Origin of the sequence: Microbacterium sp. (assembly GCF_046295495.1) — a bacterium.
GTDB lineage: Bacteria > Actinomycetota > Actinomycetes > Actinomycetales > Microbacteriaceae > Microbacterium.
In genome coordinates this window covers 38,898-52,421 of the sequence record NZ_JBKBNC010000014.1, presented here as the reverse complement: position 1 = coordinate 52,421, position 13,524 = coordinate 38,898, and the positions used below count along the sequence as shown (strand labels likewise).

Annotated in this window: 12 protein-coding genes; 7 read left to right on the top strand and 5 right to left on the bottom strand. The window is 70.8% G+C overall.

All coding sequences use genetic code 11. The features are described from left to right. Positions 1 to 65 precede the first annotated feature (65 nt). Entirely contained in the window at positions 66 to 524 is a 459-nt protein-coding gene (locus tag ACK4LS_RS07645; RefSeq protein WP_409715570.1) for an RDD family protein, read from the top strand. Between the two features lie 65 nt (positions 525 to 589). Here ACK4LS_RS07645 and ACK4LS_RS07640 read toward each other — a convergent pair whose 3' ends face one another. Next, positions 590 to 1,300, bottom strand: coding sequence for a DUF4191 domain-containing protein (locus ACK4LS_RS07640; RefSeq protein ID WP_409715567.1), 711 nt, complete (start codon positions 1,298 to 1,300; stop codon positions 590 to 592). 118 nt (positions 1,301 to 1,418) lie between these two features. Here ACK4LS_RS07640 and ACK4LS_RS07635 point away from each other — a divergent pair, with 118 nt between their 5' ends. Beyond that, the gene (locus ACK4LS_RS07635; RefSeq protein WP_409715564.1) at positions 1,419 to 2,537 is read left to right on the top strand and encodes a hypothetical protein; all 1,119 of its coding nucleotides are present in this window, start codon (positions 1,419 to 1,421) and stop codon (positions 2,535 to 2,537) included. A gap of 17 nt (positions 2,538 to 2,554) precedes the next feature. On the opposite strand, the gene sucB is transcribed toward ACK4LS_RS07635, so the two are convergent. Genes sucB through ACK4LS_RS07620 form a run of 3 tightly spaced genes read right to left on the bottom strand, consistent with a single transcriptional unit; the run spans position 2,555 to position 7,191 of the window. Then, the gene (sucB, locus tag ACK4LS_RS07630; RefSeq protein WP_409715560.1) at positions 2,555 to 4,300 is read right to left on the bottom strand and encodes a 2-oxoglutarate dehydrogenase, E2 component, dihydrolipoamide succinyltransferase; all 1,746 of its coding nucleotides are present in this window, start codon (positions 4,298 to 4,300) and stop codon (positions 2,555 to 2,557) included. 54 nt (positions 4,301 to 4,354) lie between these two features. Then, entirely contained in the window at positions 4,355 to 5,728 is a 1,374-nt protein-coding gene (lpdA, locus tag ACK4LS_RS07625) for a dihydrolipoyl dehydrogenase (protein WP_409715557.1), read from the bottom strand. Next, entirely contained in the window at positions 5,725 to 7,191 is a 1,467-nt protein-coding gene (locus tag ACK4LS_RS07620) for a leucyl aminopeptidase (protein WP_409715554.1), read from the bottom strand. The genes lpdA and ACK4LS_RS07620 overlap by 4 nt, the downstream gene beginning before the upstream one ends. An 84-nt stretch (positions 7,192 to 7,275) precedes the next feature. Between ACK4LS_RS07620 and ACK4LS_RS07615 the strand changes: the two genes are divergently transcribed. The 3 genes from ACK4LS_RS07615 to ACK4LS_RS07605 all read left to right on the top strand — a co-directional run bounded on the left by ACK4LS_RS07615 (position 7,276) and on the right by ACK4LS_RS07605 (position 10,523). After that, a complete protein-coding gene (locus tag ACK4LS_RS07615) occupies positions 7,276 to 8,199 on the top strand; it encodes a proteasome assembly chaperone family protein (RefSeq protein WP_409715551.1) in 924 nt (307 codons plus the stop codon). A 306-nt stretch (positions 8,200 to 8,505) separates the two neighbouring features. Next, positions 8,506 to 9,828, top strand: a complete 1,323-nt coding sequence (locus ACK4LS_RS07610; RefSeq protein ID WP_409715548.1) for an RNA polymerase sigma factor — start codon at positions 8,506 to 8,508, stop codon at positions 9,826 to 9,828. Then, positions 9,825 to 10,523: a coenzyme F420-0:L-glutamate ligase gene (locus ACK4LS_RS07605; protein ID WP_409715545.1), complete on the top strand. Its 699-nt coding sequence runs from the start codon at positions 9,825 to 9,827 to the stop codon at positions 10,521 to 10,523. Before ACK4LS_RS07610 ends, ACK4LS_RS07605 begins: the two co-directional genes overlap by 4 nt. A 204-nt stretch (positions 10,524 to 10,727) precedes the next feature. On the opposite strand, the gene ACK4LS_RS07600 is transcribed toward ACK4LS_RS07605, so the two are convergent. Next, positions 10,728 to 11,750, bottom strand: coding sequence for a sugar-transfer associated ATP-grasp domain-containing protein (locus tag ACK4LS_RS07600; RefSeq protein WP_409715542.1), 1,023 nt, complete (start codon positions 11,748 to 11,750; stop codon positions 10,728 to 10,730). A gap of 46 nt (positions 11,751 to 11,796) precedes the next feature. Here ACK4LS_RS07600 and ACK4LS_RS07595 point away from each other — a divergent pair, with 46 nt between their 5' ends. Beyond that, a complete protein-coding gene (locus tag ACK4LS_RS07595; protein ID WP_409715539.1) occupies positions 11,797 to 12,462 on the top strand; it encodes an alanine racemase C-terminal domain-containing protein in 666 nt (221 codons plus the stop codon). Next, positions 12,459 to 13,490, top strand: a complete 1,032-nt coding sequence (locus tag ACK4LS_RS07590) for an alanine racemase (protein ID WP_409715536.1) — start codon at positions 12,459 to 12,461, stop codon at positions 13,488 to 13,490. The genes ACK4LS_RS07595 and ACK4LS_RS07590 overlap by 4 nt, the downstream gene beginning before the upstream one ends. Positions 13,491 to 13,524: the final 34 nt, after the last annotated feature.

Below are 13,524 nucleotides of genomic sequence, written 5' to 3'. Positions count from 1 at the left end.
CCTCGGCCAGCCTCCTCGACCCTACCCAGAACCGGTGTCCCGGTCATATCTCCCATGTTTCGGGGATGTTACGGCGACCCGATTACGCTGGGCACGTGAGCGTCCCCGCCGAGAACGACTACCCGGGCCAGCGGCTCGGCCTCCCCCGCGAGGGTCGCGGCTCCATCGCCCGTCCGGGCCGCCGGATCGGGGCGCTGCTGATCGACGTCGCGAGCGCCGGCCTCATCGGGTTCGCCTTCTTCTCCAGCCCCGATCCCGTGACGGGCGTGCCGTTCGCGAATCCGATCGCCACCAACATCATCTTCTTCGTGGTGCAGATCCTCTTCATCCCGCTCCTCGGGGGCAGTCCGGGTCACCGGCTCCTGGGGATGCGGCTCGAGCTGGCATCCGGGGGATGGGTCGGGCTGTGGCGTCCGATCGTGCGCACGATCCTGCTCGCCCTGATCATCCCCGCGGTCGTGTGGGACTCCGACCAACGCGGTCTGCATGACAAGGCCGTCGCAACGGTGCTCGTGCGCAGCTGACGCCGGAAGCATCGCCGACCACGACGAAGGCCCCCGCTGAGCGGGGGCCTTCGTGATGAACGGGATCAGCGCGGTCGCGGCGCGCGCATCTTGGTCGGGTCGACGCCCTTCGGGATGGGCAGCGACGACAGTCCCTGCGACACCGAGGACACGCGCTTGATCACTGCGGCCATCGTGGCGCGGTCGACCTTCTTCGGCAGAGCCTTGATGGTCGAGGCGAGCTTGCCGATCGGCACATCGTCGTCACCGTGTCCGACGTACAGCACCGTGACGGGGACGCCGGCGGCCACGCGCAGCACACGGGAGCGCTCCTCGCCGACCAGACGGGTCAGGCGGCTTCGGTTGCCCTCTCCGATGAGCACGACCCCACCGCGGCCGATGGCGCGGTAGAGCGCCTCCTGCGTGCGGGGGTTGACGCCGATCGGCGTCTCGGAGGCCTGCCAGTTCCGGCCGAGCGAGGAGGAGAGTACGTGACCGGTCGCGCCGGGCATGCCGTCGATCTTCTTGTACATCGCCTTCGTCGACAGCCGCGTCATGGTGATCATCGACACGAGGATGCCGGCCAGCAGGCCCGTCACACCCCAGAGGATGATGCTCCACACCGCGAGCGGCGGGATGAGGAACCCGACGAGCACGCCGAGGGCGATGCCGACCACCACGATACCGGCGAGCAGGACGGGCAGCCACCGGTACTCCTTCTGGGTGAAGGTGTAGAGCGTTTTGAGCTGGGAGAAGAAGCCCGGACGCTTCTCGGGCGTGGTGGTGCGAGCGGCCATGGGAACGATTCTATCTTCGCCATCGACCCTTCCTCCCCAGCGGGCGGATCACGCCGTCCATCCCCGTTTCGTCTTTCTCGCGCGGCCCGCCCCCGAGGGGTTCTTGCAGCATCGGGGGATGAGCAGTCCGGCAGCCTCCGTCCTCATCGAACCCTTCGACGCCTATCTCCGACGTCGTGCACGCAGCACGACCGTCCTGACACCCGGCGAAGCGGTGACGGCGACGGTGGGGCTGCTGCGTGGATGCCGTCGGGCCGCGGGCCGACTCGGTGGCGTGTCGTGGTGGCTCACGGCGGAGGGCCGCCCGGTGCCGATCGAGGATGCCGAGGCGCCCGATGCGGTCGAGGCGACGGCGGAGACGCTGGCACGTCTCGGAGCCCTCAGCCCCGACGACGAGACACGCGAGATCGTGCGGAAGGCGCGCGAGAGCATGCTCACGCGGCCCCCGCGGGAGTGGGACGCCCTGGAGAGGCGCCTCTTCTCGCACGCGGCACCCGTCGCCCTGACCCTGGGTCCGCTCGTTCCGGCGGAGCCGGAGATCGTCACGGCCGAGCCGTCCGTCGGCACGAGCCTGTCGGGGCTCGTCGATGCCGACCTCGCCGAGGCGGTGCGCGCGGCGGTCGGCGACCTCCACGCGCGCTGGCGCGGTTCCCCCCGCTGGCGAGCGATCACGGTGGGGGTCGCGGTCGCCGCCGTGATCGCGGTCGCGGCGGCGGTCCTGCTGCCCGGTCGCGAACATGACGCGCCGCACCTCGCGGTGTCCGCCACCCCCGACCGCTCGATTCCTCAAGGGCCCCCCGATGCGATCGAGGCGGCGCCGCGGTCGGTTCCGCCGGATTCCGCCAGAGCCCGACGGGCATCACCCGACCCCGCGGCGACGGCGGTGCAGCACGCCATCGAGACCCCCGGTCCGGCGGCGACCTCGCCCGCTCCCGTCGACGAGCGCATTCCGCTGTCGGACGACGCCGTCGAAACGGCGCGACGGCTGTTCGAGCAGATCGAACGATGCGCCGGAGATCCCGTGTGCACGAGTTCGCACGAGGAGGGGTCGACGTTCATCCGTGAGCCTCTCCTCGCCGACGCGGCGGCGGCCGAGATCCGTCTGCTCGACGACTTCGGGGGCGTCGTGGTGGTGCGGGTCGGTGACGCGGCCACCGGGCAGTACGTGACGCTCGCCAGGCAGAACGACAGATGGCTGGTCCGCGCCGTGAGAACGATCGCGGACCAGCCATCATGAGCCGGTGTTCAGCGGTGTCAGATGCCGAGGTCGCCCTCGAACTGCGCCGCCTCGAGGCGGGCCTTGACCGCACCGAGGAAGCGGGCGGCGTCAGCACCGTCGATGATGCGGTGGTCGTACGAGAGCGCCAGGTAGACGTAGGAGCGCACCGAGATGGCGTCCTTACCGTCGACCGACACCACGCCCGGCTTCTTCACGACGGCGCCGAGGCCGAGGATCGCCGACTGCGGGAGGAACACGATCGGCGTGTCGAACAGCGCGCCCCGCGAACCGGTGTTGGTCAGCGTGAACGTGCCGCCCGCGAGCTCGTCGGGCTTCAGCTTGTTGTCGCGCGTGCGGGCCGCGAGATCGGCGATCTCGCGAGCGAGCGCGGCGATGTTCTTCTCGCCGGCGTCCTTGATGACCGGGGTCAGCAGGCCGCGCTCGGTGTCGACCGCGATCGCCACGTTCTCGTGCGCGGGGTAGACGATCTCGTCGCCCTCGACCGTGGAGTTGATGATCGGGAACGCCTTGAGCGCCTCGACCGCCGCGATCGCGAAGAACGGCAGGAACGACAGCTTGTCGCCCGTCTTCTGCTGGAACTCGCCCTTGACGCGGTCGCGCAGCGCGGCGACCTTGGTCACGTCGACCTCGACCACGGTGGTCAGCTGGGCGGTCGCCTGCATCGAAGCGACGGCGCGCTCGGCGATGACCTTGCGCAGACGCGACATCTTCTGGGTCGTCCCACGCAGCGGCGAGACCTCCACGGGCGCCGGAGCCGAGGGCGCGGCGGGAGCGGCAGGGGCCGCGGCGGGAGCCGACTTCGCGGCCTCGGCGGCCTTGAGCACGTCTTCCTTGCGGATGCGTCCGCCGACGCCGCTTCCCTTGACCGCGGTCAAGTCCACGCCCTGCTGCTGCGCGAGACGACGCACGAGCGGGGTGACGTAGGTGACGTCGTCGTTCGACGACGCGGCGGGAGCCTGCTCGGCCGGCTTGTCAGCGGGCTTCTCCTCGGCGGGAGCCGACTGCTGCGGCGCGGGCTGCTCCGCGGGCTGCTCGACGGGCTTCTCCTCGGCGGCCGGGGCGGCCTCCTGAGCGGGCTTCTCCTCGGCGGCCGGAGCAGCCGGCGCTTCGGGCTGCGCGGCCGGCGCGGCACCGCTGCCGATGCGGGCGAGAGCGGCGCCGACGTTGACCGTCTCGTCTTCCTGCACCAGGATCTCCTGGAGCGTGCCGGCGACGGGCGAGGGGATCTCGGTGTCGACCTTGTCGGTCGAGATCTCGAGGAGCGGCTCGTCGACCGCGACGTCGTCGCCGACGGCCTTCAGCCAGCGGGTCACAGTGCCCTCGGTGACGCTCTCGCCCAGTTCGGGGAGCGTGACCTCGGTGGCGTCGCCGCCGGCGGAGGCCGACTGCTCGACGGGTGCGGGCTGCTCGGCCGGCGCGGACTCGGCGGGTGCCGACTCCGCGGCGGCCTCCTGCGCGGCCGGAGCCGATTCCTGCTCGGCCGGAGCGGCCTGCGGGGCGTCGTCGGACGACGGCGCGCCCGATCCGTCACCGATCTTCGCGAGGACGGCACCGACCTCGACGGTCTCGTCCTCCTGGACGAGGATCTCTTCGATCACGCCCGAGACGGGGGAGGGGATCTCTGTGTCGACCTTATCGGTCGAGATCTCCAGCAGCCCCTCATCCTCCTGGACGGTGTCACCGACCTGCTTGAGCCAGCGGGTGACCGTTCCCTCGGTGACGCTCTCGCCGAGAGCGGGGAGGACGACGGATGTGCTCATGGATATGTCTCCTTCGTACCGGATGCGGTATCTAGCTTAGTGACCGGTTGTCGGTCAGAGTGCGTGCAGCGGCTTGCCGGCGAGGGCCAGGAAGGCCTCTCCCAGCGCCTCGCTCTGCGTGGGGTGTGCGTGGATGAACGGCGCGATGTCTTCGGGGTGCGCCTCCCAGCCGACGGCGAGCTGCGCCTCGGAGATGAGCTCACCCACCCGGTCGCCCACCAGGTGGGCGCCGATGACGGGGCCGTCGACGCGTCGGACGATCTTGACGATGCCCGAGGTTCCGATGATCTCGCTGCGGCCGTTGCCCGCGAGGTTGTACTCGTACGCCGTCACGGCTTCCGCCCCGAAGCGGTCCTTCGCCTGAGCCTCGGTGAGGCCCACCGACGCCACCTCGGGGTGCGAGTACGCCACGCGGGGGACGTCGACGTCGGGGACGAGGACCGGCGAGAGACCGGCGATCTCCTCGGCGACGAACATGCCCTGCTGGAAGCCGCGGTGCGCGAGCTGCAGACCGGGCACGATGTCTCCGACCGCCCACACGTGGGGAGCGGCGGTGCGCAGCCGCGCATCGGTCGTGACGAAGCCGCGCTCGAGCTCGACGCCTGCTTCCTCGAAGCCCAGACCCGCCGTGGCGGGACCTCGGCCGACCGCCACGAGGACGTAGTCGGCGGGCATCTCGGTGCCATCGTCGAGGACGACGGTCACGCCCTGGTCGTCAGCGGTCAGCGAGGTGAACCGCCGACCGAGCTGGAAGGCGATACCGCGCTTGCGGAAGGCGCGTTCGAGCGCCTTGCTCGACGACACGTCCTCGGCGGGGAGCAGGTGGGACAGTGCTTCGACGATCGTGACCTCGACGCCGAACGAACGCCAGACACTGGCGAATTCGACGCCGATCACGCCCCCGCCGAGCACGACGACGCGGTCGGGGATCTCGTCGAGGTCGAGCGCCTGTTCGCTCGTGAGCACCCGGCCGCCGATCTCGAGTCCCGGCAGGCTCCGGCTGTACGAGCCGGTGGCCAGGATCACGTCGGTGCCGCGGTAGAGGTCATCACCGACGCGCACCGCGGGCCCCGCCTCGAGCGTTCCCTCCCCGGCGACCACGCGGATACCGCGCGCCGAGATGAGCCCCTCCAGGCCCTTGAACTTCTTCGCGACGATGCCTTCCCGGTAGGCCCGCACGCGCGCGGGGTCGATGCCGGAGAAGGTCACGTCGACGCCGATGTCGGCCGCTCCGCGCGCGGCGTCCGCCACCTCGCCCGCGTGCAGCAAGGCCTTGGTGGGGATGCAGCCGCGGTGCAGACACGTGCCGCCGAGCTTGTCCTTCTCGACCAGCACCACGTCCTTGCCGAGCTCGGCGAGACGCAGGGCCGCGGCGTAGCCGCCACTGCCGCCGCCGAGGACGACGACGTCGGCCGAATACTCCGTCATCGGGCGAGATCCGTGGCGAGCATCTCGACCAACGATCGCACGGTGGCGCCCGTCACGCCCTTGTCGGTGTACCCGAACGGTGCCGACTTGTTCATCCCGACGCCGGCGATGTCGAGGTGCACCCAGGGGATGCGGGGGGCGTCGGCGTCTTCCGAGACGCGCCCCACGAAGTGGCGCAGGAACAGACCGGCGAACAGCGACCCGCCCGCGGGATCGCCGATCTTCGCGTTCTGCAGATCGGCGATGGGGGAGTCGAGGTCGTCCACCATGTGGTCGGGGAGGGGAAGCTGCCAGGCGAGCTCGGCCGCGCGACCGGCGGCCCCCAGGTACGTGGCGACGGCCGCGTCGTCGCCCATCACACCGGTGTGGCGGTTGCCGAGCGCGACGGTGATCGCTCCGGTCAGCGTCGCCACGTCGACGATCAGGTCGGGGGTCTCACGGCTGGCGGCCGCGATCCCGTCAGCGAGGACGAGACGCCCCTCGGCGTCGGTGTTCAGCACCTCGACGGTGGTGCCGTCGAGCGTGCGCAGAACGTCGCCCGGGCGCGTCGCGCGACCCGACGGCATGTTGTCGGCGATGCACAGCCACGCGCTCACCTTGACCGGCAGCTGCATCTCGGCAGCGGCCTTGAGCACGGCGAGCACCGTCGCCGCGCCGCACATGTCGTACTTCATACCGACCATGGACGCCGGGGGCTTCAGCGACAGCCCGCCGGTATCGAAGGTGATGCCCTTGCCCACGAGCGCGACGTGACGCTGCGCATCGGCGGGCGAGTAGTCCAGACGCACCATGCGCGGCGGGCGGTCCGACCCCTGGCCGACGCCCAGGATGCCGCCGTATCCGCCCTCGCGGAGGGCGACCTCGTCGAGCACCTCGACCTCGACGGGCAGACCGCGCACCGCCTCGACGGCCGCGTCGGCGAATTCGGCCGGCCCCAGCCACTCGGCCGGCGTGGTGACGAGGTCTTTCACCAGCGCCACGGCGCCCGAGATCGCCGCGACCGCGGCGGTGTCGGCTTCCGAGGGCTCTGCGTCGGCGACGACGGTCACGCGAGACGCACGCGGCTTGGCGGACTTCTTCTTGTAGTCGGCGAAGCGGTAGCCACCGAGGGCGGCGCCCTCGGCCAGCGCGCGCCACGGGGCCGCGACGAGGGACTGCACGGCGACGTGCTCGAATCCGGTGAGTTGACGAACGCCCGTGCCCGCCGCATCGCGGAGCGCGGCCTCGCTGGGGTCGCTACCGGCACCGGCCACCGCGAGCGGCTTCGTCGCACCGGGGACGTGAACGCGCTGGAACGATCCCGCCGCTCCGGTGAAGCCCACCGCCGACAGCGCCGCACCCAGTCCGTCCCAGCCCTCGGGGTCGGGGCTGCCCTCCGCGAGGGTGGGGACGATCAGCAGGATCGCGTCGGCGTCGGACTCGTGGAGGGGGGCGTCGGTGTACGCCACAGAGGGGAAGGGCATGGCATCCATCCTAGGTTCGTGCGTGTTCGCTAGCAGCGGGACGCACCGCGCGACCGCATCCGGGAGCGCTCGTAGAGTGGAGACATGCCCTCCTCCGCCCCTCTGTACGATCGCGCCCCCGCAGCGCCGCCCGTGCCGTCGGGCCTGCCGCTGGTGATGGCCCTCACCGGCTTCACCGACGCCGGCGGGGCCGTCTCGCGCCTGGTCGAGTATTTCCGCGACGACGTGCAACCCAACCCCGTGGTCGTCTTCGACAACGACGCACTGCTCGACTACCGGGCGCGCCGCCCGTCGATCACCTTCGTCGAAGACCACCTCACCGACTACCGTCCGGCGCGCCTCGAGCTCTCGCTGGCGCACGACTCGCTGGGCCAGCCGTTCCTGCTGCTCGCCGGCTACGAGCCGGACTTCCTCTGGGAGGCGTTCGCCGAGACCGTGCTCGAACTCGCGGCGGGCCTGCAGGTGTCGTCGGTCACGTGGGTGCACGCCATCCCGATGCCGGTGCCGCACACCCGCCCGATCGGAACGACCGTGAGCGGAACGCGTCCCGACCTCGCCGAGGCCCACTCCGTCTGGCGCCCGCACACGCAGGTTCCCTCGACGGCCGGTCACCTGCTCGAGTACCGCTTCGCCGAGGCGGGGGCCAAGGTCGCGGGTTTCGCGCTCCTCGTTCCGCACTACCTCGGCGACACCGAATATCCCGCCGCCGCCCTGGCCGCGCTCGACAGCCTCACCGTCGCCACCGGCCTCGTCTTCTCCGGCGAGGTGCTGCGCGAGGAGAACCGCGAGTTCCTCGGCAAGGTCACCGAGCAGGTCGAGGGCAGCGACGAGCTGACCCGCATGCTCGAGGGACTCGAGGAGCGCTACGACGCCTATATGGCGGGCTCGACGCAGGCGACCCCGATCATCCACACGGGAGACCTGCCGAGCGCCGACGAGCTGGCTGCCGAGCTCGAGCGGTTCCTCGCGACGCGTCCCGACGACGATCGCCGCGGCAAGCTCGGCTGACCTCCGCCGCACCGCGCGCCCGACTTCCGCTTTCCCCGGCGCTGGGCACCGGCACGGGTGACCGCCCCCACCCGGATGCCGGATCCCCGGCATCCGGGAATGCCGCGTCGCCGCCGGGCGTTGTCTACGCATAGATCCCCGGTCCACGTCAAGTCCCGGTCTGGGGATGTGAGACAATGAAGAACCTGACCCGTTGTCAACCGGTCCAGGAGCCACGCTCCTCGGCTCGGCACTTGACAAGGGTCTTACTAGTGTCCGAGAACGACCGGCGGCCGTGCAACGTACGTTCCCGGTGAAAGGCGAAACGTGGCAGGCACGACAACCAAGACCCGCTCCCGGAGTGCGAAGGACACCGAGCTCGAGAACTCCGAGGAGACCGTGACGGCGTCGACGACGACGACCGCGAAGAAGGCTCCCGCCAAGAAGGCCCCTGCCAAGGCCAAGGCGACCCCCGCGAAGGCGAAGGCCAAAGCGAAGAAGGACGACGACCTCGAAGAAGACGACGAGGTCGAGAGTGAGGTCGACCTCGAGGTCGACGACAGCGACGACGCGGACGACGCCGAGGAGACGGCGAAGCCCGACGCCAAGAAGACCGACGACGACGACGAAGAGGAGACCCCGGCGGCGCCCGCCGAGGCTCTTCCCACCGGCGCCATCGTCATCTCCTCGAGCGACGAGGACGACGTCCCCGTCTACTCCGCGCAGATCACCGGTGCCACCGCCGACCCGGTCAAGGACTACCTGAAGCAGATCGGCAAGGTGCCGCTCCTGAACGCGGCCGAAGAGGTCGAGCTCGCGATGCGCATCGAGGCGGGCCTGTTCGCCGAGGAGAAGCTGTCGAACATGTCGGCGGCCGAGAAGACCGGTCAGCTCGGCCTCGACCTCCAGTGGGTCGCCCGTGACGGCCAGCGCGCCAAGAGCCACCTGCTCGGCGCCAACCTGCGCCTCGTCGTGTCGCTGGCCAAGCGCTACACCGGCCGCGGCATGCAGTTCCTCGACCTGATCCAGGAGGGCAACCTGGGCCTCATCCGTGCGGTCGAGAAGTTCGACTACACCAAGGGCTTCAAGTTCTCGACCTACGCCACGTGGTGGATCCGCCAGGCCATCACGCGCGCGATGGCCGACCAGGCGCGCACCATCCGCATCCCCGTGCACATGGTCGAAGTCATCAACAAGCTCGCCCGCGTGCAGCGCCAGATGCTGCAGGACCTCGGCCGCGAACCCACGCCCGAGGAACTCAGCCGCGAACTCGACATGACCCCCGAAAAGGTCATCGAGGTGCAGAAATACGGTCGCGAGCCGATCTCGCTGCACACGCCCCTCGGTGAAGACGGCGACAGCGAGTTCGGTGACCTCATCGAGGACACCGAGGCCGTGGTCCCCGCCGACGCGGTGGGCTTCACCATGCTGCAGCGCCAGCTGGAGTCGCTCCTCGACTCGCTCAGCGAGCGCGAGGCGGGCGTCATCCGCATGCGCTTCGGCCTGGGCGACGGTCAGCCCAAGACCCTCGACCAGATCGGCGACACGTTCGGCGTCACGCGCGAGCGCATCCGCCAGATCGAGTCGAAGACCATGGCGAAGCTGCGTCACCCCAGCCGCTCGCAGTCGCTGCGGGACTACCTCGAATGAGCGGCGAGGCCAACGCCGGCAAGGCGCTCACCGTCACCATCGAGGGCACCTCGTACGCCCGCATCCCGATCCGCACGCGGGTCGTCATGCCGGGTGACGACCTCGACGCGTTCATCCTCGAGTACGCGAAGGATGCCGTGCAGCCGGGCGACCTGCTGTTCGTCACCGAGAAGATCGTCGCCATCACGCAGGGCCGCTCGTACAAGCTCGACAGCATCACGCCCCGCAAGCTGGCGCTGTTCCTGTCGAAGTACGTCACCCGCACGCCCTACGGCATCGGTCTGGGCATGCCCGAGACGATGGAGATGGCGCTGCGCGAGTGCGGCACCCCGCGCATCCTCCTCGCCGCCGCGGTCTCGGCCGTCACGAAGGCGCTGGGGCGCAAGGGCGACTTCTACCGCATCGCCGGCGACAAGGCCCGCGCCATCGACGGCCCCACCAAGGGCACGATCCCGCCGTACAACCAGGCCGTCGTGCTCGGGCCGGAGCGCCCGCGCGAGGTCGCGGCGCGTCTGAAGTCGCTCCTCGGCGGCGACCTCCAGGTCGCGGTCGTCGACATCAACGACCTCGGTGGCAACATCCTCGGCTCCACGATGGACAAGGCGGGCGAGAAGCGTCTCGTCGCCATCCTGAAAGACAACCCGCTCGGCCAGGGACACGAGTCCACGCCGCTCGGTATCGTGCGCCACAGCTGACAGCTCGACGCGAAAGGCCCGTCCCGTTCTCGGGGCGGGCCTTCTCCGCATCCGGATGCCGGATCGCGACCCCGCGGTGCGCCAACACGTCGGAGCCGGTGCATCGTGCAACGGTTCACGGGCACTCCGACAGGCTCAGGGCCCTTCGGTGCACCACGCGAGAGGCCCGCCCCGATACGGGAGCGGGCCTGTCGGCATCCGGGCTCAGAACCCGATGGCCGCCTGATAGCGGGGCTTGTGACCCGTGCGGATGCCGGTGACGCTCGGCTTGTTCTCGTACACTCCGGCGCCCCAGTTGCCCTCCACGAGCACGGGCCCGTCGGGACCGACGACGATGTCCCAGCCGACGTACTGCACCTGCGGCACGACGCGGGCGACCTGGTCGACGAAGGCCTTGACCTCGTCGATCATGGGCAGCTGGAAGTCGGCGATGCGCACACCCGAGTCGGGGTGCAGCTCGTGCACGTGTCCGTGCGAGTCGTAGCCGGCGCCGAGCGCGCGGCCGTTCTCGTCCAGCATCGTGTAGAAGCCACCGAAGGTCATCTGGTCGCTGACCGCACCGCGGCCGAACTTCTGCGCCATCGCCAGGATGTGGGTCTTCTCGCCGTCGAAGAACGCCGTGACGCGCGTCGTGTTCACGGTGCCGGGGCAGACCGCCGCGAGATCGTCGTGCTGACGGATGACCTCTTCGACGAGGAGCTCCCCGCGTTCGAGCAGGCCGCGATGGAACGCACCCCAGTCCTCGACGTCGGCCGCGTGGTAACGATGCACGCCGGTGCCGGCCTGACCGACGGGCTCCTTCGTCACGACCGTGCCGAGGCGTTCGGTGAAGGCGCGCAGCTCGTCGGCGTTGCCGGCATCCACCACCATCCAGGCGCGGCGGAGGTAGTCGCTGAAGCGGCGGTCGAAGGCGACCTTGTCCTGGAAGAGCCCGCGGTAGTCGGGGTGGTCGTACTTCTGCGAGATCTGGTTCGAGACCGGGTGCGTCATGTACGTCGCGCGCTCGGCGGGGGTCAGGATCGCGAAGTCGTAGTCGATGTAGTCCTGGAAGCCGACGTTCTTCACTCCGGCCTGGTACAGCATGTCGGCGACCACCAGCGGCAGCGCCTTGCCGTGCTGGGCCGAGGCCTCCTTGGCTCGCTCGACCACCGATCCCACGTCGATGCGGCGGGCGCGTCCGGCGAGGTAGCGCAGACGGGTGACGGGGGAGAAGCCCTGGGATGGCATGCACGCTCCGGGGTCGGGGATGACGGACCCCGTTAGTCTAGACGGCGTGACCTCCACGCTCCCCGCCCGCCCGCCCGCGGCCGGGGGAGTCGCGCCGACGGCCCTCGTCTCGGCTTCGGCACTGCGCGCGAACGCTCTCCGCGCCGCCGCAGCCCACGCCGCCGACGGCTCGGTCGGTGCCCGCACCGGCGACGTGCTCGCGGGAGATGCCTGGGGTCACGGCGCGCAGTGGGTGGCATCCGTGCTCTCCGACCTCGGGGTGGATGCCGAGACGCTCGACGCCGCGACGGTCTACGGCCTCGCCGGCTCCGATGCGCGACCGGTGATGTCGCTGCGCGGGCGGGTCCTGGGCACCAAGCCGCTGCTGCGCGGGGAGGGCGTGTCGTACGGCTACACGCACCGCGCGGCGCACGACACCACCGTGGCCCTCGTGACCGGCGGTTACGCGCAGGGGGTCGTGCGCGCCCTCGGCAACGCCGTCACCGTGGCGATCGACGGCGGTCGGCACCCCGTCGTCGGACGCGTGGCGATGGACGTCTGCGTCGTCGACGTCGGCGAGACCGCGGTCGGTCGGGGGGCCGAGGTGGTCTTCTTCGGCGACCCCGCCGACGGCCACCCCTCGCTGCGGGAATGGACGGATGCCACCGGCCTCACCGCAGCCGAGATCGTCGCGGCCGTCGGCGTACGCGCCGATCGGAGGGTGAGCGCGTGAGCGCGTCCTACCGGGTCGACCTCGACGCCTTCGCCGCGAACCTGCACCGCGTGCGCGAGGCGGTCTCACCCGCCGCGCACATGCTGGTCGTGAAGGACGACGCCTATGCCCACGGCCTCGAGGCCGTCGTGCGGCGCGCAGCGGACGAAGGCGTCGGCTGGTTCGGCGCGTTCGACGTGGCCACGGGTGCGGCCGTGCGCCGCGTCGTCGGCCCCGATGCCCGCATCTTCGTCTGGCTCATCGGCGGTGCTACCGACCTCGCCGCGGGCGTCGCCGCCGACCTCGACCTCGGTATCGGCGACGAGGCCCTCCTGCACGACCTCTCCGATCTTCACCTCGACCGCCCCGCCCGCGTGCACCTCAAGATCGACACGGGCCTGCACCGAAACGGCATCCGTCCCGAGCGATGGGACGACGCCCTCGTCCTCGCGCGCGACCTGGTGCGGGGCGGGCGTGTCGCCTTCGAGGGCGTCTGGTCGCACATCTCCGAGGCCTCGGATGCCGACGACGACGACGCCCGGGCCCTCTTCCTCGCCGCCCGCGACGCGGCGCGCTCCGCCGGGCTCAACCCGCGGTTCTCGCACCTGGCGGCCAGCGCCGCGGGCTTCGCCCGGGGGGAGTTCCGCGAAGACCTCGTGCGGGTGGGCGCGTTCTCGTACGGCATCCGTCCGGCAGGGGGACCGGACGAGGCGGAGCTGGGGATCACGCCCATCGCGACCCTGGTCGCCCGGGTGACCCGGGCGGATGCCGAGGGCGTCCACCTCGACGTGGGGAGCCTGCACGGCGTGCCGTCGAGCCTGGCCGGCCGCTTCTCGGTCGCCACCCGCAGCGGTGATCGTCGTGTCGTGGCGATCCATCCCACCTCGATCGTCGTCGAGGCCGGGGCGGGGGTCGACGTCGGCGGAGAGGTCGCGGTGTTCGGTCGCGGTGCCCTGTGCAGCGCCACCGATCTGGCGGAACGGATCGACACCATCGGCGAGGAGATCGCGCTGCGCGTGTCGCCGATCCTGCCCCGCGTATACCGCTGACCCCGCCCGCACCGGACGCTGTGCGCTTACTCCC